The organism is Paenibacillus sp. E222 (assembly GCF_013401555.1).
Taxonomy (GTDB): Bacteria; Bacillota; Bacilli; order Paenibacillales; family Paenibacillaceae; genus Paenibacillus.
Genome location: NZ_CP058552.1, coordinates 4,735,228 through 4,757,692, shown reverse-complemented (window position 1 = coordinate 4,757,692; position 22,465 = coordinate 4,735,228). Strand labels below are relative to the sequence as shown.

At 40.1% G+C, this 22,465-nt stretch carries 23 protein-coding genes, 1 pseudogene and 1 other annotated feature; of the genes and pseudogenes, 6 read left to right on the top strand and 18 right to left on the bottom strand.

Going from position 1 to position 22,465, the window contains the following annotated elements:
• Positions 1-452: 452 nt before the first annotated feature.
• The 5 genes from HW560_RS21425 to HW560_RS21405 form a co-directional block, all read right to left on the bottom strand.
• Positions 453-968: a riboflavin kinase gene (locus HW560_RS21425; protein WP_179264631.1), complete on the bottom strand. Its 516-nt coding sequence runs from the start codon at positions 966-968 to the stop codon at positions 453-455.
• Positions 969-982: 14 nt separating this feature from the next.
• Positions 983-1,549 carry an NADPH-dependent FMN reductase gene (locus tag HW560_RS21420; protein WP_179264628.1) on the bottom strand — a complete coding sequence of 189 codons (567 nt, stop codon included), beginning with the start codon at positions 1,547-1,549 and terminating at the stop codon, positions 983-985.
• 19 nt (positions 1,550-1,568) lie between these two features.
• Positions 1,569-2,627: an LLM class flavin-dependent oxidoreductase gene (locus tag HW560_RS21415; protein WP_179264626.1), complete on the bottom strand. Its 1,059-nt coding sequence runs from the start codon at positions 2,625-2,627 to the stop codon at positions 1,569-1,571.
• A 358-nt stretch (positions 2,628-2,985) separates the two neighbouring features.
• Positions 2,986-3,471 (bottom strand): alpha/beta hydrolase, encoded by a 486-nt coding sequence (locus HW560_RS21410; protein ID WP_257031398.1) that lies wholly within the window; start codon positions 3,469-3,471, stop codon positions 2,986-2,988.
• A 175-nt stretch (positions 3,472-3,646) separates the two neighbouring features.
• Positions 3,647-4,024 (bottom strand): hypothetical protein, encoded by a 378-nt coding sequence (locus HW560_RS21405; RefSeq protein ID WP_179264624.1) that lies wholly within the window; start codon positions 4,022-4,024, stop codon positions 3,647-3,649.
• Positions 4,025-5,130: 1,106 nt separating this feature from the next.
• Between HW560_RS21405 and HW560_RS21400 the strand changes: the two genes are divergently transcribed.
• From HW560_RS21400 to HW560_RS21385, 4 genes are all read left to right on the top strand, one after another.
• On the top strand, positions 5,131-5,967 hold the full coding sequence (locus HW560_RS21400; RefSeq protein ID WP_179264622.1) for an alpha/beta fold hydrolase: 837 nt from the start codon (positions 5,131-5,133) through the stop codon (positions 5,965-5,967).
• Between the two features lie 299 nt (positions 5,968-6,266).
• Positions 6,267-6,728, top strand: coding sequence for a nuclear transport factor 2 family protein (locus HW560_RS21395; RefSeq protein ID WP_179264620.1), 462 nt, complete (start codon positions 6,267-6,269; stop codon positions 6,726-6,728).
• Positions 6,725-7,306 (top strand): TetR/AcrR family transcriptional regulator, encoded by a 582-nt coding sequence (locus HW560_RS21390; RefSeq protein WP_179264618.1) that lies wholly within the window; start codon positions 6,725-6,727, stop codon positions 7,304-7,306. The genes HW560_RS21395 and HW560_RS21390 overlap by 4 nt, the downstream gene beginning before the upstream one ends.
• A 100-nt stretch (positions 7,307-7,406) precedes the next feature.
• Positions 7,407-7,877 carry a DinB family protein gene (locus HW560_RS21385; RefSeq protein ID WP_179264616.1) on the top strand — a complete coding sequence of 157 codons (471 nt, stop codon included), beginning with the start codon at positions 7,407-7,409 and terminating at the stop codon, positions 7,875-7,877.
• 347 nt (positions 7,878-8,224) lie between these two features.
• On the opposite strand, the gene HW560_RS34470 is transcribed toward HW560_RS21385, so the two are convergent.
• The 10 genes and pseudogenes from HW560_RS34470 to HW560_RS21340 all read right to left on the bottom strand — a co-directional run bounded on the left by HW560_RS34470 (position 8,225) and on the right by HW560_RS21340 (position 17,433).
• On the bottom strand, positions 8,225-8,602 hold the full coding sequence (locus tag HW560_RS34470; RefSeq protein ID WP_373565008.1) for a DNRLRE domain-containing protein: 378 nt from the start codon (positions 8,600-8,602) through the stop codon (positions 8,225-8,227).
• A 375-nt stretch (positions 8,603-8,977) separates the two neighbouring features.
• Positions 8,978-9,421, bottom strand: a complete 444-nt coding sequence (locus HW560_RS21375) for an ASCH domain-containing protein (RefSeq protein WP_090898665.1) — start codon at positions 9,419-9,421, stop codon at positions 8,978-8,980.
• Between the two features lie 1,089 nt (positions 9,422-10,510).
• Positions 10,511-10,753: pseudogene (locus tag HW560_RS21370) on the bottom strand (RHS repeat-associated core domain-containing protein); the annotation flags it as partial.
• Positions 10,754-11,361: 608 nt separating this feature from the next.
• Positions 11,362-12,234 carry an SDR family oxidoreductase gene (locus HW560_RS21365; protein WP_090898675.1) on the bottom strand — a complete coding sequence of 291 codons (873 nt, stop codon included), beginning with the start codon at positions 12,232-12,234 and terminating at the stop codon, positions 11,362-11,364.
• Positions 12,235-12,303: 69 nt separating this feature from the next.
• On the bottom strand, positions 12,304-12,699 hold the full coding sequence (locus tag HW560_RS21360) for an NADPH-dependent F420 reductase (protein WP_179264614.1): 396 nt from the start codon (positions 12,697-12,699) through the stop codon (positions 12,304-12,306).
• Positions 12,700-12,919: 220 nt separating this feature from the next.
• Positions 12,920-13,261: a putative quinol monooxygenase gene (locus HW560_RS21355; protein ID WP_179264612.1), complete on the bottom strand. Its 342-nt coding sequence runs from the start codon at positions 13,259-13,261 to the stop codon at positions 12,920-12,922.
• A gap of 163 nt (positions 13,262-13,424) precedes the next feature.
• Entirely contained in the window at positions 13,425-13,772 is a 348-nt protein-coding gene (locus HW560_RS21350; RefSeq protein ID WP_090898686.1) for a winged helix-turn-helix transcriptional regulator, read from the bottom strand.
• Between the two features lie 229 nt (positions 13,773-14,001).
• Positions 14,002-14,133 carry a hypothetical protein gene (locus HW560_RS34025; RefSeq protein WP_256222071.1) on the bottom strand — a complete coding sequence of 44 codons (132 nt, stop codon included), beginning with the start codon at positions 14,131-14,133 and terminating at the stop codon, positions 14,002-14,004.
• A gap of 59 nt (positions 14,134-14,192) precedes the next feature.
• A complete protein-coding gene (locus tag HW560_RS21345) occupies positions 14,193-16,064 on the bottom strand; it encodes an alanine--tRNA ligase (RefSeq protein WP_177185716.1) in 1,872 nt (623 codons plus the stop codon).
• Positions 16,065-16,173: 109 nt separating this feature from the next.
• Positions 16,174-16,417, bottom strand: a binding site (T-box leader).
• Positions 16,418-17,028: 611 nt separating this feature from the next.
• On the bottom strand, positions 17,029-17,433 hold the full coding sequence (locus HW560_RS21340; RefSeq protein ID WP_257031397.1) for a winged helix-turn-helix transcriptional regulator: 405 nt from the start codon (positions 17,431-17,433) through the stop codon (positions 17,029-17,031).
• A 227-nt stretch (positions 17,434-17,660) separates the two neighbouring features.
• On the opposite strand from HW560_RS21340, the gene HW560_RS21335 reads away from it, so the two are divergent.
• Positions 17,661-18,509, top strand: coding sequence for an AhlS family quorum-quenching N-acyl homoserine lactonase (locus HW560_RS21335; protein WP_090898692.1), 849 nt, complete (start codon positions 17,661-17,663; stop codon positions 18,507-18,509).
• A 317-nt stretch (positions 18,510-18,826) separates the two neighbouring features.
• Here the strand turns inward: HW560_RS21335 and HW560_RS21330 are convergent, their stop codons facing one another.
• Positions 18,827-19,708: a TetR/AcrR family transcriptional regulator gene (locus HW560_RS21330; protein WP_090898695.1), complete on the bottom strand. Its 882-nt coding sequence runs from the start codon at positions 19,706-19,708 to the stop codon at positions 18,827-18,829.
• A 130-nt stretch (positions 19,709-19,838) separates the two neighbouring features.
• On the opposite strand from HW560_RS21330, the gene HW560_RS21325 reads away from it, so the two are divergent.
• Positions 19,839-20,417: an isochorismatase family protein gene (locus HW560_RS21325; protein WP_179264610.1), complete on the top strand. Its 579-nt coding sequence runs from the start codon at positions 19,839-19,841 to the stop codon at positions 20,415-20,417.
• A gap of 632 nt (positions 20,418-21,049) precedes the next feature.
• Here the strand turns inward: HW560_RS21325 and HW560_RS21320 are convergent.
• Entirely contained in the window at positions 21,050-21,469 is a 420-nt protein-coding gene (locus tag HW560_RS21320) for an ester cyclase (protein ID WP_090898700.1), read from the bottom strand.
• A gap of 20 nt (positions 21,470-21,489) precedes the next feature.
• Entirely contained in the window at positions 21,490-22,464 is a 975-nt protein-coding gene (locus HW560_RS21315) for a zinc-binding alcohol dehydrogenase family protein (RefSeq protein ID WP_179264608.1), read from the bottom strand.
• Position 22,465: the final 1 nt, after the last annotated feature.

Here is a 22,465-nt window from a genome sequence, read left to right as displayed (position 1 = left end):
CTCCTAGTACTTTCTCGTACCGACAATCCTAATGTCGATCACCACAATATGAATTTTTGCAATGATCAGCCATTGCCTCTCTTTTCTACTTTTTATTCCCCCCAACCGTGATGAACTTAACAAATTATTTATCTCCCTCACGGATGAAACGCTGTACAACCTCACCTTCTCGAACTTCATCTGTATGTTGGCCAGAGCATTTTTAAATATTAGATACTCATAAAATCGGTAATGAGGACGGTTTCTAAAGTCTAAGTAACAAGTGTAAATTTGTCTAGGTCACCATCTTATCGGATTTGACACAATGTTCTTGTCCTCAGTTTGGGACAAGAATTCGGTTCCTAAAACAAAAAAAGCCGCTATAATAGCGACTTGTATGGAACAATGTTCTTGTCCCGCGACACTTTTAAATGTCTCTTTTTCTTCCCGGTAAGTAGTTAAACTAACCTGTATCACTGTTTATTCAGTGGGTTTCTATGGCTAAAGTAATCTCTGGCGCGCTGTTCATCTAATTTCATTTGTATGATTAACTCGTCAAGACTGGCAAACGTAATTTCTTCCCTCACATATTTTAAAAATTGAAGTGATACGTTCCGCCCGTACAAATCGCCTGAATAGTCTAATAAAAAGGCTTCAATAAAATAAGATTCTCCACCCACAGTAGGACGGTAACCAGCGCTTATTATGGCGTTATATTGCTCATTCTCCCGATCTCCTTCCAATATTACTGAAGTCCCGAAATAGATTCCGGGTTTTGGAGATACATAGAGGTCAGCTTCCCCTCCAAGATTTATGGTTGGATAGCCTAGCGTTCTTCCCAGTGCTTGACCATGCACCACGGTCCCCTTAATAGTATATGGGTGCCCATACAGTTGTGTAATTCTCTCCATATCTCCCTGTATCACTAACTCACCAACGGATCTGTTGTCAGGAGACAACGACTCAGCCGTAATATCCTTATAAGTCATCATCATTTGCTCCTTTAAAATCCATATTTCGCTTCTTCAGCTTCTCGGATTTTGGTGTAAGTCTCTGCTAATATGAAGGTGTCTTCCACTAAGCGGTCTATACGAAATAAGACATCATCATTCACGAGCTCTTTACGAAGGAAATCTTTTTCTTCTATGAATACATAGGTTTGTACAATTTGGGCTTTCATGAAGGTCAGAATAGGTTTTAATTGTTGTTCTGCAACCAGGAAGTGTCGCTGAGAGCCTGCCGTAATGATCATGCTTACAACCTTCCCTTGGAATGCTTTTTCAGGTGCCAGATCAAAAATATTCTTGAGTGTTGCTGGAATGGAGGCTTGAAAAATAGGGGTTCCGATCACAATTACATCTGCCTCCATAATCATTTGGATGACGAATTTCGTGTCTCCTTCATACTCCATATAATTCCGTCCATCACTGAATTGGACATTGAAGAGTGCCAGATCTAACAGTGTGACATCTGAATCCGGGTACTTTTTGTGGATAGAGCTTACGGTGTAATTCATAGCAATTCTGGTTTTGGAGCCGATCCTCGAACCGGACAATACGACAACTTTCATACTTTTGACCTCCAATGTCTTATTTTTTTGCAGTATGCTTCTTTATAGCGGGTAAAATTTCTTTGCCAATGATATCGATGTTCTTCATTAAGTTCTTAAAAGGAACTCCACCAAAATCCATTTGTGCAATATATCTCTGATGCCCAAAGAGTTCGTGCTGGTATAGTATCTTCTCAATGATTTCTTGTGGGCTGCCAATATTCATAACATCACGGGAGTCAGCTCCTTGTGCAAATGCCTGTTTTGGAAACCCACGTCCATTGGTAAGTTTCATTCCCTCATTGATATAAGGATAATAAGCTTTTTGAGCCTTTTGTGTCGTTTCATCCACGTAAAAGAATCCGGCGGTTGCTACAGGTAATTTCAACGGATCATGTCCATTTTGACGTGCAGCTTCTCGATAAGCATCGATTGATCTTTTAAATAACACTGCAGGTCCTCCTAGATGAGCCAAAAACATAGGAACTCCTGCAACGCCTGCTTTAATTGCACTGGCAGGAGTTCCCCCTACGGCTCTCCATATAGGTAGATACCCTTCTTCAGGTCGTGGGAGAATTCTTGCTTGGTTAAGAGGAGCACGATATTCGCCTTTCCAATTCAGCACTTCATTTTCGTTTATCTTCAATAACAAATCAAACTTTTCTTCGAATAACTCCTCATAATCGTTGAGATCATATCCTAATAACTGATATAACCCTACTCGAGAGGCACGACCTGCAATAATCTCAACCCGACCATTGGATATAAGATCAATCGTTGCAAAGTCTTCGTACACCCTTACTGGATCAGAAGTGCTTATAATTGTAGATGAGCTGCCTATTTTCATTTTTGTTGTAGCCTGTGCTATTGCTGCCAGCACAACGGTGTGGGCCTGAGTTGCAAAATATTCTTGATGACTCTCTCCAACACTAAAAAATTCAATGCCTGCTTCCTCGGCAAGCTTCGCCAATTCAATAATTTCCTGAATACGCTGTTTGGCTGATATCCGATTCCCAGTCTCAGGATTTGCTAAATGATCCCCCAATGTATATAGTCCAAACTCTAAACCATTGTTTGCATCGATCCGGTATTGTTCCATGTTCATCCTCTTTTCTCGCCTTTGTGAAATCTATGTTCTATTAATAAAATATTGTTAATATATTTTAGTTAGTTACTATATTAATTATATTTTATTGTGAAACTCCTGTCAACTTTGATGCACAAAAAACATAATGCTCAGGTAGAGTAAATCAGCACAAGAAGCTAGTCGAGAATCATTTGTGTTTTGTTACTTTAACTTACATCTAATCGGCAATCGGTAGAAGTTCTTGTCCTTCGCTCGGGACAAGAACTTCTACCGATAAAATAAAAAAAGCCGCTAAAATAGCGACTTCAAAGGGACCATGTTCTTGTCCCTCGACAGCTCGACAGTTGAAAAAAACAACCGATCACATTGATCAGCTTCCTTTAATTGGACTATTTGGACCAAAATCCGGTGAGATGAACAAATAGGCATTCACAACTTCCGGATGCGGCGAATTGATATAATTGACCACTAATCCCGCTCCCGCGGAATGTCCACCTAAAAAAACTGGCACGGAAGGAAATTGGCGATGCGCAGCGTCAATGATGCTTGTGACATCGTTATACACCTGTTGAACGCTTGGGGCATCCCCCCGGGGTCCTTCAGATAAGCCATGGCCTCTAATGTCCGGTAAATATGTCACTATTCTGAAATTTTGACTCATCTCCTCCCCTATCGGCTGATAGCCCGCTGCGCTATTTGCACCAGAACCGTGATAAAAAATGACCATGGCCTTCAGTCTAGTGGGAACGTATGTCCGATAAGCTAGACGAATATGATCATTCGCTTCCGTATATTGCACATGATCCGTGATGGACCACTTACCGACTTTCGTTTGCCCGATACCAGTTGTTGACACGTCAGAAACTACATTTTTGGGAAACGTACAGGAAGAGAGAGGGGTAGCCGAGTAACTGTGGCTACGGAACGATAACGATAATAGCAAGGATGAATAACAGTAAACGCTTGATCAGTTCCATGGTTTTAGTAACCCTCCTATGTGGCTTGGCTCTGAGCTTGGCGATTGTCAAATGTCATGTTAAGCCAAACCATTTTTTTGCTTCAAGACTACTTAACCTCCAAATAATGACCACCGGCAAAATAACACCTATCAAAAAACCGATATTTTGCAAGATGGCAAATTCGATAAGTCTCAGCATGATTATCACGATAGACAGTGAGATCGCATAACTGCGCCGGGACGGATGACGATCGTTAAGACGGGCTCCGACCCATATGGAGGCGGAGCCAACGACGATCATGGCCAAGCATAGCAATTTCTTAACAGTCCCCTCACTGCCTAGCGAGTACATGCCATTCACAATATTTACGGCCGCCGCCAAGTACATCAAAACCTGGACAAACGTTACTGTTGCCGGTTTTTTGGCAGTAGCCTGTGTTCCGTTTAGCATACGGATTCCTCCTTGTGGTTAGAAGTTTTCTTATTTTCTGGGGAGACAGGGATGCCTCCGCTTGGTCGCACCAATCCCGAACTATTTCCACGAATCCGATACTGTAGCGCTGAAAAAACAGTGGTCACGCGAAGGAAAAGTCTTCATTCGAACCTCCCATCAGCTGCCCGTCTGTGTCTCTTTAATTGCGTTTAGAAATCAGATGAATCTTTCCTGTCTTTTTCGAATCAAATGCAAAAGCGGCTCTGGTTTCTCTTGGTTAGTAAATATAATTTGACAAGATGCTCATCGTGCATCTGCAGACGGAACTCATTTGAGTAGAGCTTTTCGGCCCATGTCGGTCAGCTGCCAGCACTGACGCGATCTGGGCACCTCGACACCTTTTGGCGCTTCCTGGGTTTATCTCTTGATACAAGTTTTACCGAATAACGGACTTGAGAATTCAATTTATTTTGCATTTAGAAAGATTAATATCTCTTTACCATTTAGAAATAAGCTGCTAATCAAGTAATGACTTCGTGTCCAGCCTGCACAAGTTGCGGAAGCAACAATTTCCCAATTACTCCACTTGCACCAGCAACGAAAATTTTCATAGATATAAATCTCCTAGGCATTTTAATTTTGTTTAGACATTTCTGATTATCTTTTGAATACAAGCAATGAATCTTCTTTCGACATATTATGGAAAAGGATGCCCAGCGCTATAGAGATAAATACCATGGCCAATCCTCCTGCATTAAAATTGCCCATACGATCCTGCAGACAGTCCCAAGTTTTTGGTTCTAGGGTTTCTCATGCAGTTGAATTCTTTCTATCGGAATTGGATTTAGCATGATTTATAATAACATGATGTATTGGTCTCCATTAGATCCATTTTTTATACATATTGATCATACCAATTTAGAATAAAAGGAGTTCCCTCATGCAGCCCGAACGGAATGAAACGAAGACCACAAAAGATATGAACTTGCAAGTGTAAACCAATCGGTTTATACTAATACAAGCAGTACATAGAGTGAGGCGATCCATGAACAAGCCCCCTTCATGTTTCTGAGCTTATAGCTTCTGTATAAACAAAAATATAATAACTAATGGAGGTATTTTTCATGTCTAAAGTAAATGTAGGTTTTGAGAATGAACAACCAATTGAACTGTATTATGAAGATCATGGTGCGGGAAAACCAATTATTCTGATTCATGGATGGCCTTTGAGTGGGCGATCCTGGGAGAAACAAGTTCCTGCCCTAATTGAAGCGGGCTACCGTGTTATCACATATGACCGTCGTGGATTCGGTCAGTCTTCTCAACCTTGGGATGGTTATGACTATGATTCATTTGCTTCGGATTTGCATAAATTGATACTGCACCTTGATCTGCGTGATGCCACATTAGTCGGATTCTCCATGGGTGGCGGCGAAGTTGCACGTTATGTGGGAACCTACGGAACAGAACGTGTTTCTAAAGCCGTATTTGCGGGAGCGGTTCCCCCTTATCTCTATATAACCGAAGATAATCCTCAAGGAGGATTGGATGATGATACGATTGCAGAATTCCAAAACGGGGTAAAAGCGGATCGGCTAGCATTCCTGGATGGTTTTACAAGCAACTTTTTCGCTGCTGGAGACCGTACAAACCTTGTGAGCGAGCCATTCCGTATCTATAACCGTGATATTGCAGCTCTGGCTTCACCTAAAGGCACATTGGATTGTATTGCTGCCTTTGCCCTTACTGATTTCCGTCAGGATCTGGAGAAGTTCAACATTCCAACACTGGTTATCCATGGCGATTCAGATGCCATTGTGCCTTTGGAGGTGAGCGGACAACGTACTCATGAATCCATCCCTGGCAGCCAACTGGTCGTTGTCGAAGGTGGACCACACGGATTCAATGCGACCCATTCTGAACAATTTAATGCAGCATTGATCGAATTTTTGCAAGGTTAATTTAAATTCTACGGATGACTTTAGCTAAAAAAACAAAATGAGAGAAAAAGTAGAACGCCTCCTATAGGGGAGACGTCCTGCTTTTTCATTATTTCATAGGATATGCATATGAAGAATGAACACCCTCTTGATCATTGGTAATGCACAAAAAGAGCCATTATGCATATGATTGATGGCTACTTGGTACATTATGAATCTGAACCGATTCGAAATTTGTATTAAATTTCGGATGTAAACTTGCATTTATAAACCGATCGGTTTATATTAATACAAACGGTATAGAAAGTGAGGAAAATTTAATGAATAATTTAACTCCCCCATTCACTCGTGAGACAGCAATCCAAAAAACCCGTATGGCAGAAGACAGCTGGAATAGCCGAGACCCTCAGCGCGTCTCACTTGTATATACTGAGGATTGTTATTGGAGAAATCGGAGCGAATTTATAACAGGCCGCCAAGAAATTGTCTCTTTATTAACTCGAAAATGGGCCAAAGAACTGGACTATCGCCTTATCAAGGAGCTTTGGTCATTTACGTATAACCGTATTGCAGTTAGATTCGCATATGAATGGCATGATGATAGTGGCAATTGGTTCAGATCGTATGGAAACGAGAATTGGGAATTCGCTGACGACGGCTTGATGAAGCGTAGATTTGCTTCGATTAATGACATGCCGATTAAGGAAGAGGAACGAAAATTTCATTGGCCTCTCGGCACGCGCCCCGCTGAACACCCAAGCCTAAGTGAGTTAAACCTATGACGCGCACTGTTTTTGAAAAATCTGATGTTATCCCTCTCGTTACTGAGGTATTTCGTGAATTAGGTTATGAGGGTGCATCTTTAAGTAAAATTACAGCCCGTACAGGTCTATCTAAAGGAAGCTTATATTATTTCTTTCCGGGTGGAAAAGATGAGATGGCTGCTGAAATTCTTGCTCATATTGATCAATGGTTTATCAAGAACATTTTTGAACCGCTCGAAAAGAATGAACCCCGGGCAGCCATTGACCATATGTGGCAAGAGGTCGATACTTATTTTCAATCTGGTCAGCGTATATGCCTTATTGGTGCATTCGCTTTGGACGAAACAAGAGATCGATTCGCTGCTGTAATTCGGCAATATTTTATAAGATGGATTGAAGCCTTAAGCGCGGCACTAGTTCAAACAGGTATCTCTAAAGAGACTGCAGACCAAATTTCAGAGGAAACAATTGCTAGTATCCAAGGGGGATTAATTTTGAGTAGAGCACTTCATGATGAATCCTATTTCGAACGTACGTTGGCAAATCTGTCACAACGAGTCTCAACTTATGTTTCTGAAAGCAACTCTGGTTACTGACACAAAAGTGTTTTTTAGTATACTGACGGAATTTCTTCTCACCAAAATACAAGTGATTTTTTCTTAAGGATTTTTAGCAGCTTTATGGGAGGTAAATGTCATGAGCAATTTTGTCACAGATCAATTAGGTTTTGTTCGCCGTCAGGCAGTTGATTATGTGAGGAATATAAATGACTCTGTCTCGGAAATAATTCCAACAGGTTTGAAAAACAATATAAAATGGAATCTAGGCCACATGTATGTCATACATGAGAAGTTCGCTTTCCAACTTACTGGGGAAGAAACCAAATATCCTGCTAATTTTAGTAATTTGTTTGATCCAGGAACTAAACCGACTGATTGGAATATAGAGCCTCCAACGTTGTCTCAATTAATTAACTTGTTAACTGAACAAATTGAAAGGGTTGAATCGATACTTTCAAACAAATTGAAAGAAGAAATCAATCCTCATTACAAGTCTTCTACAGGACTTATCTTTACAAATGTAGAACAATTACTAGGTTTTCTGATTTACCATGAAGCAATGCACTTTGGAATAATTAAAAATATCAAAAGCATAATTAACAGTTAGGTTTAGTAAAGAAATTTGTTGAAATTAATGTCTCCATGAAATATTGAGTTATCTTACTTCGTTATTGGTAGTGTCCCTTCACTAAAACAAACCGACCTTAAATTCTACTGAAATCGAAATAAGGTCGGTTTCTTTTTTATAACTTCACCTTTCTAATCGGAATTTTCCAATTCAGCAATCGGTGCAAGTTATTCTCCTCAGCATCGACTAGTTCCAGTACCAAAATTTCGATTCTGAAATACCTAGCCCCTTTTTTATCTCTTATCAAGTTTTTTGTTCGTAAGAATGTAAAAACTATCCTAAATTATGCCGCTTAATGATGTTTAACATTTTGTTTATATATCCATCTAATCGGAAATCGGACTATGTTCTTGTCCCTCGACATTGACACAAGGACCAACTGTAGTTGTAGCCACTTGCGAAGAATTGAAGTCTCCTCCCTGTTTACTCCACAAGTTTGTAGCATCTGCATACATCCAAGATGCCGAGTATTCCGTCCATGCTTTATTGACACTATTCAGTGTGATGTCCACATTGGTATTATTCGAAACGGACGCTAACCAGAGGTTCAAGTCAGCCGTTAGAACCTTTGCTCCTTGTGGGATCGTCGATGTATCAAATTGAATGAGTGAACGAATGATATTTGAGCTAGTAGCGTCTTTATATAGACCTACTCCTAGTGTTGTGTCTGTTGCTCCAGTTTGTTTCGGAAAAGCACTACGTATATTGGGTATGTCGGTTGAAATTTGATAATGGTCGGGTCTATGGTGACTGGGTATACACGTGACGCGTCATTAAGCTACGCCAGACTGGGGATTACATCAATGTATAACTGTCCCTTTTTTTTCTTTCAATTCATAGTGAATATCGAAGGAAAGAGATTCTTCAGGGTAAGCATTAACCCCCTCTACTTGTTGATAGCCTTCAGGTATAAAGGAATCATACATTAACGGTTTGTATATGATATATTCAGTATCGCCTGTAGATGGGTTAACCAAGGAAACGGAGCCATCCTGTTCCTGGCGATAATCCAGATTACCTAGGGTTAAGGCGAATGAGTAATAATGTCAGAACCCCCATTAATTAATTTTTTACATAGGTTATATCATCAACTCTTCGTCTATCGGATATTCCCATAGTCCCAGTTTTCCCTTCACTGGAATATAGGTCTTCAGCAGACGGAAACCCACTATTTCCCACGCAAAATAACCTGGACTGTAATCACCTAACAGGATGTCCTTACCTGACACAACCTTCCCGCAATCCAGAATGGCTGACGTATGATTAGCGTCAATGACTTGGTAACAATTTGAAAGCTCGCAAGTTGCAAGGATAACCCCCGTAGGGAGGTTTTGTTCCGTATAGCCATTCTTGGCGAGTAAAGAACGTATCGGTTCATGTTTGCAGGCTAACTTATCGACTTTCTGGCTTGCATGAATGGCCAACGGACCGCGATACCGGGTCTTCCAGGATCTGGTTTCATAGAGAGTCTCGCCTTGGACAAGCAGAGTCGCCCATGGTTGAATCATAGATAATACTTTCATTCCTCTACGCTCCATTTCTGTTCATAATGAATTACTATTCCCCAAACATTCTCGAGACTTTCCATATCCGCATGATGCGACTCAAGTGTAATTCTTGCTTTGACCATTGAATTCGATCCTCATAGGCCACTCTCTACCGCCTTAGAACCATGTGTAAGACTGCCATCCCGAAGTTTATTACCGTCCTTACCAAAATTTCAATTTTATTATTTAGATATACATCTATTCGGTACTCGGAGCATGTTCTTGTCCATTCCGGCAATCGATACAAGTTCTTGTCCTTGGCTTGGGACAAGAACTTGTATCGATAAAATAAAAAAGCCGCTAAAATAGAAACGTGTAGATTACTCAACCGTGCTCATTCATCAATAAGATTTCCCCTTCCTTAATTTTGAAACTTCGTCGATGGCCGGTAAGGCGATTCCAATCAGCAATGCCGCCTCCCAGGCCCCCGTCGTGTTGTCGATTTTTTAATAATTTATTTTATTCTCTAGATTTATTGAAACCATCCCATCATTATCTTCATCAATTAAAGCAACTTCAGAATCAGATATCCATTTAAGCTCACCTAGATGCCTAGCATAGGCGAATTCATTCGGATTTTCTGAAATCACTTTTTCTAACAGTATTTGTGTTCCGTCTCGGTGCATAATAGAAAGGTATATATCCATGCTTTCTACATTGTGTTGACAAATAACCTTAGCACTATAGTTCTTTTTAGGACTCTTGATACTTCATAAGCAGTTGGAGCGTCGTTTTTTTCTCTGTCTCATTTTTTACGCTGAAGTCATCTAAATTAAATTTAATTTAAACTACACAGACTCCTGAATTAATAATCCTCTCATCCGAAATGTTTTCAACGCAATCCACAAGAATTTTCCAACAATCTTTCGTTTTTTGTTTTCCGATTAAACGTTCAAACATAGCAGTTATACAACGCGTCTGCAAACTTAATAAACGCCGTTTCCGTTTCCATTTCCAATTTAACTTTTAATCCTTTTTTGTCGCAGTTGATTCGACATTTTCATCATCAATTATATAAGGGAAATCTAGATCAATTGCTTTTAGATACAATACACTCATCTCCCTCTATTTTTCCCATGGACGTGGTTGTAGATGTCTACTCATTGAATTGCCTTTTTTCAATAGACTCATAGCATTCGCTTTCTCCCAATCGAGGGCTTCCTGTCTGTTACGCATGTTAGTTTTCACCACTTTTGCTTCGAATGTTATACTTCCTGCATCTTTATTCCATTTATTCACTTGGCTATTTGCTCGTGGGAATGTACCATTTTTATTTAACCGTTGACCACTAATCCCCGTTTTCACAACATCACCTGATGACTTGTATAGTCTTTACCTTTGATCGAAAGAAACCTAATTCCTGATACAAAAAAATCGTTATTCACGCGAATTCTTAAATCCATGTGTTTTTTTCTAGCCAAGTGAACTCCATCATGCTGCTATTTAGATAACTACCTAATCCGAAATGACACAATGTTCTTATCCATTTCGGCAATGGAACAATGTTCTTATCCCGCGACAGATATCCTTTACTCTTGAAGAATAGCAAAGAACCGCTAATCCACATATTTATGGATTAGCGGCTAAAAAATTTTTCTCATCATAAAAACTTCAACAGATTATTGAAGTATCTTATATTCAACAGTTTGGACCATCGCGTTGAGGAGTTAATTGAAGGTTCGGAGTACTTTGCGGCGATTAGCTGGAAATGTGCTCCTTGTAACTCTGACCAATACATCGCCTATGGCGAGCTTGTAGTCAAAAGTCGTGAACTTCACATCGAGAACCTCTTGAGGATCACAGAAGCGATTCTGATGGTACTTTGCCTTTGCGGCCCATAGTATGTCTTCCTTGCAAATAACTCTAAACTTTTCATAGAATTAAGTTAGTAACATGCCAGCTTTCAATCTTCAATTTTAGAAAGGCGATTTGATTTTAAAGAATTCTTTATACGTTATTGGTTTTCGGCCAATCAGACGTTCAAGATCTCCAGACGTCTCCGAGAATTCTCCAGTGTTGATTGCTCGCACCCAACCTAATACGAAATCAGTCATAAGAACAGGCAAGCCATTCGCTACCATGGTATCTATATATTCTTTTTCGCTAATTGCCTCATAAGGAATATTTATCTCATTAATCTCCGAGAGGGCCTCAGCAATGTCCGCAAAAGAGCCTCCCTCGCTACCACTTAAAGTATATGACTTATTTTCGTGCCCGTTTTGAGTGAGAACGGCTACGTTGGCTGCCGCCAAATCGTCCAGAGATGCAGCGGCTACTTTACCGGAACCCGCGGGTACTCGCACGCCAACTTTAAGCGCATCTCCGAAATACGAAGTCATGACTTCAAGATACGGTGGATTCCGCAAAATGGTATAATCTAATCCGGATGCTTTAAGCGTTTGTTCAGCAAATAAGTCTGACATCGATACTTCGGGCACAATAAGATTTGAATTTTTTCTTCGTATGATCGACGTGAAAATCACTTGTTTGACACCAGCCTGTTTTGCAGCTGCGATGACATTGAAATGTTGCGTATTGCGGTCGGTAAATGCTTGCGCGGAAATAAGCATAACTTTTTCAACACCATTAAAAGCTCGCAGAAGTGAGTTATAATCAAAATAGTCGCCCTGGTGAGCTTCTATACCTTCTTTAACAAACTTTTTCATTTTTTCAGATTCCGGATCACGTACCAATACAGCGACCTGATTTGACGGAACTTTTTTAAGAAGAAGCTCTAGTGTCCTGCTGCCGAGATTACCTGTTGCTCCAGTAATAAGTATTTTACCCATATGAATAACCCCTTTGTACTTTTATTAATGCTTTTATCTTATAACTAGAAACCAATCACGACTTCCGGATCATTCACTTGTTTTATGACCATATGATTGACTAAAAGTCCTAGTCTTCGGCTTCTCTTCCGTGTAATTCTTAATCCATTCCATCGGAACACTGTTAAAAGCTTTGATTACCCGAGCACCCGGAGCATATTGCGCTACGATTTCACTCGAATTCTTTCCTGATAATTCACCAACGAAAGGTTCCATATTTTCAAAACGGTTGGTAGCATCAATAAGAACACGGCCTGTCCAGTCAGGAACCATGGACAAAGCAATAGGCATTTGCGGCCACATTACGCTCAAAATTACAAAGTCCTGCTCAGCTGCTTCTAAAGGTGTTCCAGATTTTGCGCCAGTACCGAGCGAGCTTACCAGCTCTGAGAGCGTTTCGGGACCACGGCAAGGTAAGTTGATCATAATGTAACTATATAAGTTACATTATGATCAAAAAAAAGGTTATCATATCGTCCACATCATCTTTTATCGTGAAGCTAGCAAGAACTCTTCCATTGATTAAGTTTGGCAGTACATCGAGCGACTGTTGTTTCACGTTGTAATATTCAGAGATTATTTGTAAAAATTCTAATTTGGAGGTTACAGAATGGATTGCAAGTGATAATCCTTACCTTTAAGAAACTTACCGTCTTACATTCGTCAGTGTACTTCCCCATTCACCGACTGGTTCAAGCCAGCTTACGATTCTATCATCAATTAGGTTGGTAAGTGCACCTTCATACTCAGCACGATAAGGTTTATTAAGTTCGTGTCGAATCCAACTTTCTCTTGTACCCTGCCAGATCTCATAGATGACAAGATCATCAGAATGATCAAGATCATCGGAGACGATCGCATTGACAAAGGTAGGTTCACTCTTGAAGTTGCTAATCATTGCAAATAGACTTTCACGGAAAGCTTCTTTCTTACCAGGCTTAATTTTAAAACGTATATTGAGAATTATTTGACTGCTGTTTGTTGACATTGTTAGAACACTCCTCCTATTAATTTTTTTATTTTCTTCATGGTCACAAGTCTCATTATGTACTATGTATCACTTTTAAAATAGTACGTACTTTTTGGTTATATAGTAACCAAAAAGTGATAATTGTGATAAAATGCAGCATAAATTGATTTTTTAAATTACTCTATTCTACATTTAATCTCCGATATTCATCCTTGTTCCATGTCTTCTCTGCATAATCCTGACCCCAATTACAAAGAGCTCGCAAAGTGGGTTCAAGTGACATACCCATTTCTGATATTGCATATTCCACTTTTGGTGGTACCTGATTGTACATTTTTCTTATAATCAAATTATGACTCTCCAACTCCCGCAATGACTGTACTAACATTTTCTGAGAAATTGATGGAATGAGCCTTTTCAATTCACCGGTCCGTTTAGGACCTTTTATTAAGTAATACAGTATAAGAGGTCTCCACTTTCCGCCAATGACATCTAAGGTTATTTCCAGATCACAATAAAAAGTTTTCAATTGAGAAACACCATCCCTTATTTTATTTCCATTATTATAGTATATGTGTTGATTAAATCCACCTCCCTTGCCATATATTCTGTCTGTTTTTATCAATGCTATTACATGGTCTGTTTAAATCAGATAATTTTCAAGACGATTAAACTAACGGGAAATGATTGCTCAAAATGCCTGAGTTGTTTATCCTTATTCAAGATTCAAATGCGAAAAAAAGAGCTGGACGGGTACCTTAACTAGGAATGGATAAATCCAGTTCAGTCAGGGGCTTGCTCCAGCTCTTTTTCTTTGAATACTGTTCTCCGGTACCGCCAACGGAAAGGCCAAGCGATGTCAAACCCTCTTCGAGTGCCGGCTTTATCATTCATCCTGGATTCCCGGCAACTCATAACGTTGTTACAAATGGTAATCCTAAAACATCAGCTATTGTTCCGCGTTTTTATTAATTACTCCTTTAATCCTTCTAACTCCAGCAGCAGAAGATTGTTCTTTTTTAATACTGAACTTTCCTAAGTTTGTTGTATCTTCTACATGAGGTCCTCCACATACTTCTCGACTCCAAACTTTCCCTTCGTTATCTTTGATTGTATACACCTTAACGATATCCGGATATTTATCCCAAAAATTCCCTTCAACATTACTTTCTTTCGCTTCAATTTTAGACAGCTCTGAAATATAGGTAACTGCTTTTGATGAAATCGCATCATTCACATACTTTTCCACCTCAGCTATTTGCTCTGGCGTAAGTTTTTCATCATGGTTGAAGTCAAACCGTAATCGTTCTGAAGTAATATTACTTCCTTGTTGATGAACATGATCACCTAAAACTTCCCTTAAACCAGCAAGTAATAAATGAGATACCGTGTGCAGGGCTGTCGTTTCTGTTGAATGTTCAGCGAGTCCACCTTTAAATTTACCCACAGAAGCAGTTCTGCTCTTTTCAGCATGTTTGTTTGCCGCCTCTATATAAGACGCCTTGTCCTCCATCCTATATCCACTTTCAGTTAGAAACTCTTCCGTCAACTCCAAGGGAAACCCATATGTTTCGTAAAAATAAAAGGCATCTGCACCTGTAACTTTACCCTTATTCTTAAGATGTTTTTGTATTTCAAATTCTCCTTGCTGTAAAGTTCTATAGAAAAGATTTTCTTCCTTATTTACTATTTCGATAACTTTCTTTTTATTACCGATCAAATCTTCATAAGCTGTTGCTTCATCGATATAAACTTCAGACAACTCACCCACAAAACTTCCGTGTATACCTATTTTTTTACCTGCACGAATCGCCCTTCTTAATAACCTTCTTGTTATATACCCTGCATCACTATTAGCTGGCTCCGCACCATCATTAATTAGAAAAGTAGCCGCTCTCACATGATCAAGTATGATTCTAAACGACTTTAAATCGTCAGTATATTGTTTACCACTTAACTCCATCAATTTTTTCTTGGGATTAAGGAAGAAAGCCGTATTATAAATATCCTTGTCACCATTAAGGGCTGTTGCAACCCTTTCTAATCCGCCTCCATAATCAATATTGGGATTTTTCATTTTTACAAATCCTGTGTCTTCTTTTTTGTAACACATAAATACGTTGTTCCCAATTTCTAAAAACCTCTCGCTTTCAGAAGCAGGATGATCCAGTGAATCACCGTCTGGCTCAAGATCGTAGAACATTTCACTATCAGGCCCACCGGGTTCACCAACAGGCATATTCAATGGACTTCCGGATCGGCTCCACCAATTTTCTTTTTCATCATATAAGAATATTTTCCCACCTCTAGATACCCCATATTGATACGGATTATCTTCAACGATAGGTTCTATACCTACTGATTTAAATTTTTCTGACCAGATTTGAATGGTTTCCGTATCTTTCTGTATATTCAAATCATCACTTCCTATAAAAACACTGATATATAGTCTGTCAGGATCAATTCCTAATTCTTTAATATGCCAATTCCAAACGGCATCGATTTGCTTTTTCTTATAGTGATCTTCATTTGCTTTAAACTCCCATCGACCTACCATTTCAAAAAATGTCAGATGCGACGTATCTCCTACTTCATCAATATCGCCTGTCCTTAAACACTTCTGAATATTAGCAATGTCATTGCCTATTGGATGCTTTTCCCCCAATAAATATGGAACCATAGGTTGCATTCCACTTCCCGTAAAAAGCGTTGAGGGATCATTTTCTGGTAACAAGCTAGAAGAGGGTACTTGGCTTGCCCCTATTCCTTTCATAAAGTCAATGTATGATTTTCTTAACTCATCTGGTGTCATTTTAACCATGCTCAATGCCTCCATTTTAATTATTATTTATTCTTGGAAAATGTTTTTACATATGTTTAAACGAAAAAGAATAAAACAAAAAAGCCCTAAGCTGACATATTACATGTCAACTTAGGGCGAACGATTATGTCCGTGGTACCACCTAAATTCAGATTTCTCTGCACTCAATCAATACGGGATATCTCCGATATTGTTTCCTGAATAACGGTGGAACTCCGTTGAAGCCTACTGAGATTCCTCTGTTCGGTTCACAGCTCCGAGACTGCTTCACTATTAGTTCAATGAAGATTCGCACCAACCATCTTCTCTCTGTGAAATCCCTAATACTTACTATTTCTCATCATAGCCTTTTCGTTTTAAATTAAACCAAATGCTATCACACTCAACTTACTTCGTCAAATCAATCCCACATTTTTATATGTTATACGTTTGTTTATTCTTCATCTGCATTGGCACTTCTGTTGCTTTGCATCCTTTTGGACAGTGTAGATTAATATATTTGATTTTTATTATGCATCGGGCCCCCCGCGAGTCCGCCACCTTTACGAGGTGGACTGCGGCGGCGAGCTTACGAGCAAGAATCCACCCATAAAATTTGTTCCAAGAATTCCTAAGTTTATGCGTATTCACTCAATGTGTAGATATTCATCTAATCGGCAATCGGTAGAAGTTCTTGTCCTTGGCTTGGGACAAGAACTTCTACCGATAAAATAAAAAGCCGCTAAAATAGCGACTTCAATGGGATCATGTTCTTGTCCCTCGACAGTAATCATCTACGGGGTAATCTTCGGCCCAAATGGCAGCTCCCCTTCAAGAATCTCGGCATGGCCGGATAATGCGGTGCTCGTTAGGCAAATTGAAATAGTCCGTTTTCAGCCTCTTCAATGAGTCTTCCAAGGTCTAGCGGATATCCAAAACTACGCTACTACAACGTGATACTTCAAGTACTGTAAAGTCCATCAATTTATCTGTCGGCTTCACTTGAACCAGTAGTATAAGCAACGTCAAACTTAACCCTCGCCTCTACAACTCGAGTGAAATTTTCTCTTCCCCACTGCCTTAACTCTTTCATCGGTTTGAGCAATGTTTCCCCTAATGTTGTTAGAGAATATTCCACACTTGGAGGTACTGTAGGCGTAATGTGTCGTTGGACCAATCCATCACGTTCCAGCTTGCGTACCGTCTGGGTAAGCATTTTTTTAGATATCCCTTCAACTCTCCGTAGCATTTCTCCATATCTGATTTTACCGTTTTCCATGGCATATATAACAAGTGCAGTCCACTTGTTAGAGATAATGTCAAGAACCTTGCTATAGCCGCAATTGGATAACGAAATATCAGATTGTTTAGTTATGGATGAATGTACCAAATAGTTTCCCTCCTAGTGCTCTATGAAATTCCCAGGACACTTTAAAGTGCCTACTTATATCATTTTATTTTTTGTATTACTGTATGTCTATACCAGTACTGAACAGCTTGAGCTAGATCTGCCATAGCAAAGACACCGCTCAAGGGCAAAACCGGGTGTTCCAAGGAGATGTGCTCCCGAAAGGGGTTACCTTGTACTGGATTACTTCGATAGGTAGGTAAATAAACATGACAAATATTATTAAGATGCATCCCAAGCTATATGTATTGGATAACGGTCGAATGAGCATGGATAAAAATTGGATCATCTCCATGCATAATCCAGCAACAATTAATAATCCGAATGCCCAGACACAATTTGTGGAGTTTCCAATTTATACGGTATTGATCGATCATCCTGAGGGGAAAATCTTGTTTGATACAGCCTGCAACCCAAACTCAATGGGCGCTCAAGGGCGCTGGACACAATCGACCCAACTGTCGTCTCCATGGGTGGCAAGCGAGGAATGTTACCTGCATAACCGATTGGAGCAGCTTAAGGTTAGACCCGAAGACATCAAGTATGTTGTTGCCTCCCATTTGCATCTGGACCATGCAGGATGCCTCGAATTGTTCACGAACGCGACCATTATCGTCCATGAGGATGAGTTTAACGGAGCACTGCAGACCTACGCCCGCAATGAAAAAGAAGGAGCCTATGTGTGGGCTGATATTGACGCATGGATCAAAAACCAGCTGCAATGGAAAACGATCAAACCGGGAGAAGACAATTTGGATCTGGTGGATGGTATCAAAATCTTGAATTTCGGAAGCGGTCATACATGGGGAATGTTGGGTCTCCAGATCGACATGCCAGAAACCGGCGGAATCATTCTATCTTCCGATGCCATCTATACTTCGGAAAGTTTTGGTCCTCCTGTCAAGCCGCCTGGGATAATTTATGATTTGATCGGCTATCGAAACACAGTAGAGAAAATTCGTACATTGGCTGCCCGTACGAATTCCCAAGTCTGGTTCGGTCATGATCTGGATCAATTCAGCAGTTTGAGAAAATCTACTGAAGGATTTTATGAATGACTCAACTTTCGCATACGAACGGAAAATCATCCATGCCACCATTAACCGCACGCGGGCTTCACGCAACATCGCTCTTTTTGGGCAGGAGTATCAAGCTACAGCTTCCGAATGCCGTTCATCTTTACAAATCGGTTGTGTTCAAGAACGTTCCTATCGAGTAGATCGAGCCCCTGCTCTATTTAAGAGCAGGATAGCTTTCATTAGAACTACCCTTTGAAGTGATTTAGCAACAATTGTTCAACCTTTTTTAAATATACAGCTATAGTTATCATCATTGGAATATTCACATTTCTCTAACTAACACCAATATTCCTTACCTATGCTAGGACGATTTGCTTTAACTGAATAACTGAACTTCTTAGTTCTTTCTCTTGTTCCAAGTAAGCACATAACGCTTGAATAACCGATCTCTTTGGCTCAGTCTGAGCAATCTCGCTATTCAACAATTGAACAATTTCTTGCAATTCCTTACGGCGTTCTGCCCCACCCTTCCAAGCCTCAATAATAGCAATCACTCTGCCGAGCAACTCTTCGGTAATCCGTTCTTTTTCACCGTTCCAGTCGTTTGAGCCTGAATGAATAAAGGTATCATATGCGCTTTGCCCGAGCAGTCCATTCGAACCTGACTTGGACATGTGGTTGACTAACGCATCCATCTTATCAACGATAAACCAAGCTGTATCCTCAACGGACAATAGATTCTCTTCGGAGATGACGCGCTGCAGATAATCTTTAATAAAAGACCGGTAAATAAAGATCAAATCCCAGAGAAACGGCTGAATTTTAGGGCCGTAGACTTCTAAAAGCCATGATCTGTGCCACTCCATCATTCGCTCGCGAACGTGATTTCTCAATTTGCGGAATGTTTCGTACTGCGTAATTGGTAGATCAATGAAATCCACCATAATATGACGATATTCCATGAAATACTGAAAACGAAATACAATCTGATCCACTAGTCTCTCCTGAGGGCTCCCCTTTCCGATATCTTTCAAACGTTCAGCCCGATCAAAATAAGCCATTTGGCAATGGTCGAAAACCTCACACAACAAATCCTCTTTAGAAGGAAAATATTTGTAAACGGAGCCCTTTGCTATGGAACAGTCCTGGGCGATTTCCTGAATGGATGTTCCCAGGTAACCTTTTTCGTTAAACATTTTAGAAGCCGAATAAATGATATCTTGCTTCGTTACGCTCATGCTCAAGCATCCCCTCTTGACAACTTTGAACTAATAGTACAAAATTATGAACACCAAGTCAATGAATAAAAGTTCAATTTTATGAACTTACTATTAAGGATGATCAAATTGAAATTGGAGTGTGATTAACATGAAAGAGCATTTATATCAATTTTCTAAAACGGCATTAATCGTAATCGATCTGCAGAAATGGATCGGAAACCAGTACGCCCCTCATTCAGCAGAACAAGTTGTCGAACGTGCCGCTGCCATGGTTCAAACTTTCCGTGAGGTTGGTGCCTTCGTTGGACTCGTACGTGTTTCTTCGAAAGATTTCAAAGATATGCCCCATCCGCTGCTGGATCAAGAACCCCCAGCGATCAATCTGGTACCTGGATGGGATGAAATTGTGCCTGAAATTGGAGTCACTACTAACGACCATCTAATTACTAAGCGTCAGTGGGGTGCATTTTACGGGACGGATCTGGATCAGCAGTTACGCCGGAGAGGCATTACTACGATCATACTCTGCGGAATTGCTTCAGGAATTGGGGTTGATACAACTGCGCGAGAAGCATTTGCTCATGGGTATCAAGTGATTTTTGCAATAGACGCAATGACCGGATTCAGCGAGGCAGAACATGAGCACGTAAGCAAAGTCATCTTTCCACGTATTGGCCGATTACGCACTACCGACGAGATTCTCGCTTGTGCAGCGCTTCAATCATAGATCCACATAAAAGAACTTAATAGATGAGAGGTCCGACAACAAGCACGCATCGGGAATGATACCTTGTTAATTTTTACGACACCCTTCTTTCTAAGTTAAAGCAAAGGCACTCATACCTTTGCTTTGCTTTGCGTTACTTATCTAATCTGTTGACACTTAGATCACTACCTAATTTTAGTTGGTCCACTATTCTTTGTAATCCATTCTAGTCTAGAGTTTAATAGTTGTTCCATGAACAGAGTTACCTTCGTCTGCTAAAAACACGGATTATTTAAGCCATTAAATAATTTGGACGTCCGTCTATTTTCTGAAGCAGAAAGCTTTTGGCCCCTCTCTCTAGGATACTGTTCACAACAGCAGCAACAAATATGAATGGCTGTTTTGGCATATCCTTGTGCTGCAATTAACCTATCTAATCCCAGAGAAATGAGTACACCTAAAGTACCAAAAAGGTAAATGTTTAAAAATTTCATTAGCGAATGATAAAATCTCATGACACCTAATCGGTAATCGGACTATGTTCTTGTCCCTCGACAATTATTTCTTAATCAAGTCACATGATCTCAAAAAAATGCCGCTTTTATAGCGACATTTTCTGAGATCACTTCATTTATTTACAAGAGGAGATGTAATTATGCTTTTGGAATTGCCCCTATTTGTTGGAGCAAACCAAGCATATCGGGTTGACCATACTCTTCAATAATTTGATCATTAGAGATCCGATAAAAATTCATTGCATTTACTTCAATTTTCTTTCTCGTTGGTGGAAACCCGAGAAACTCTCCGTCTTGTGTGCCCTTCATGACAAAATGAGCTGCTATTAGATCCCCTTCTGCTACCAGCTCCTTAACAGTCCATTGTATATCGGAAAAACCAGATCTCATCATATGAATTATGGAGAGATAACCACTTGGACCATTCATTGGTTCTTTTTGCATAGGTACATAAAAAACAGCATCTTGAGCAATCAATTCTTCAGCAAGTTCTTTGCTTGCCGTATTAATGAAGTTCGTGAAACGATACATCAATTGTTTGTTTTCTGTAATCGTCATATTTAAACCCCTTTCTATTTTCATGTGCAAATGTCATTGGATATAACAATCTTACCGTTTGCGGTGTTACTTTCCATTAAAAGATGTGCCTTTCCAATCTCCTCGAGTGTAAAGACTCGGGCAATAGGTGGGACTATACCTTGTTTTTGAATATGCTCAAATAAAGAGATCAGTGTACTTTCTTTGATAACTTCACTGGTGAACGCTGTGAAATATATACCTGAGGGTATATCCACTAAAGGTTCAAAGGCATCAAGAGTCCATTCATCTCCTAATATTCCTGACATGCAACAAATCCCTCGTTCTGAGATGAATTGCAAGGACTCCTTTACCGTCGTTGTACCAACCAACTCTAGAACCTTGTTTACCCCATTTGGAGCAATAGCACACACCTGTTCTCTCAAATGTTCATTATCGAGCAGTGCATAGTCTGCTCCAGCTTGTTGGAGAAGTGCAAATTTCTCTTTGTCTCGAGTCGTTGATATAACTTTTGCTCCTACACTCTTAGCTAGCTGAAGTGCTGCTAAGCCTACGGAACTTGTCCCACCACGAATAAGTAGCATCTCTCCTGAAGTCAATTGAAGACATTCAAATAAGGATGCATACGCGGTATAATACATTTCTGGTATCGCTGCAAGTTCAGTCCATTTCATATCGCTAGGAATAGGATACACTTGGTCCGAAGGTATAAGTGCATATTCAGCATAACTTCCGTCAAATGCACGGCCTAACCCTCCCATTAATGAAGCGACGGTCGTTCCCTTTATAAATGTGCTATCTGAAGGATCTTCAATCTCCCCTACGCATTCGATCCCAATAATACGCGGGAATTGAACGGACGGTGAATGCCCCTGTCTAGTGAACATTTCGGAGCGATTTATTCCAAACGCCCTGATTTTTACAAGTACCCACCCAGGTTTGACTATAGGAATAGGTACTTCAGTGATCTGTAGTTCTTTTGGGGTACAGACCCTTTCCAATACAACTGCCTTCATT

Bases quoted from the DNA above. Each gene is read 5' to 3' on its own strand.
- HW560_RS21395 (WP_179264620.1), top strand. From the start codon at position 6,267: ATGAATAATTTAACTCCCCCATTCACTCGTGAGACAGCAATCCAAAAA.
- HW560_RS34025 (WP_256222071.1), bottom strand. From the start codon at position 14,133: ATGATAAAGCCGGCACTCGAAGAGGGTTTGACATCGCTTGGCCTTTCC.
- HW560_RS21315 (WP_179264608.1), bottom strand. From the start codon at position 22,464: ATGAAGGCAGTTGTATTGGAAAGGGTCTGTACCCCAAAAGAACTACAG.
- HW560_RS21415 (WP_179264626.1), bottom strand. From the start codon at position 2,627: ATGGAACAATACCGGATCGATGCAAACAATGGTTTAGAGTTTGGACTA.
- HW560_RS21385 (WP_179264616.1), top strand. From the start codon at position 7,407: ATGAGCAATTTTGTCACAGATCAATTAGGTTTTGTTCGCCGTCAGGCA.
- HW560_RS21420 (WP_179264628.1), bottom strand. From the start codon at position 1,549: ATGAAAGTTGTCGTATTGTCCGGTTCGAGGATCGGCTCCAAAACCAGA.
- HW560_RS21330 (WP_090898695.1), bottom strand. From the start codon at position 19,708: ATGAGCGTAACGAAGCAAGATATCATTTATTCGGCTTCTAAAATGTTT.
- HW560_RS21345 (WP_177185716.1), bottom strand. From the start codon at position 16,064: ATGGTTAAAATGACACCAGATGAGTTAAGAAAATCATACATTGACTTT.
- HW560_RS21360 (WP_179264614.1), bottom strand. From the start codon at position 12,699: ATGATCAACTTACCTTGCCGTGGTCCCGAAACGCTCTCAGAGCTGGTA.
- HW560_RS21390 (WP_179264618.1), top strand. From the start codon at position 6,725: ATGACGCGCACTGTTTTTGAAAAATCTGATGTTATCCCTCTCGTTACT.
- HW560_RS21355 (WP_179264612.1), bottom strand. From the start codon at position 13,261: ATGTCAACAAACAGCAGTCAAATAATTCTCAATATACGTTTTAAAATT.
- HW560_RS21325 (WP_179264610.1), top strand. From the start codon at position 19,839: ATGAAAGAGCATTTATATCAATTTTCTAAAACGGCATTAATCGTAATC.
- HW560_RS21365 (WP_090898675.1), bottom strand. From the start codon at position 12,234: ATGGGTAAAATACTTATTACTGGAGCAACAGGTAATCTCGGCAGCAGG.
- HW560_RS21405 (WP_179264624.1), bottom strand. From the start codon at position 4,024: ATGCTAAACGGAACACAGGCTACTGCCAAAAAACCGGCAACAGTAACG.
- HW560_RS21375 (WP_090898665.1), bottom strand. From the start codon at position 9,421: ATGAAAGTATTATCTATGATTCAACCATGGGCGACTCTGCTTGTCCAA.
- HW560_RS21335 (WP_090898692.1), top strand. From the start codon at position 17,661: ATGACAAATATTATTAAGATGCATCCCAAGCTATATGTATTGGATAAC.
- HW560_RS21320 (WP_090898700.1), bottom strand. From the start codon at position 21,469: ATGACGATTACAGAAAACAAACAATTGATGTATCGTTTCACGAACTTC.
- HW560_RS21425 (WP_179264631.1), bottom strand. From the start codon at position 968: ATGACTTATAAGGATATTACGGCTGAGTCGTTGTCTCCTGACAACAGA.
- HW560_RS21400 (WP_179264622.1), top strand. From the start codon at position 5,131: ATGTCTAAAGTAAATGTAGGTTTTGAGAATGAACAACCAATTGAACTG.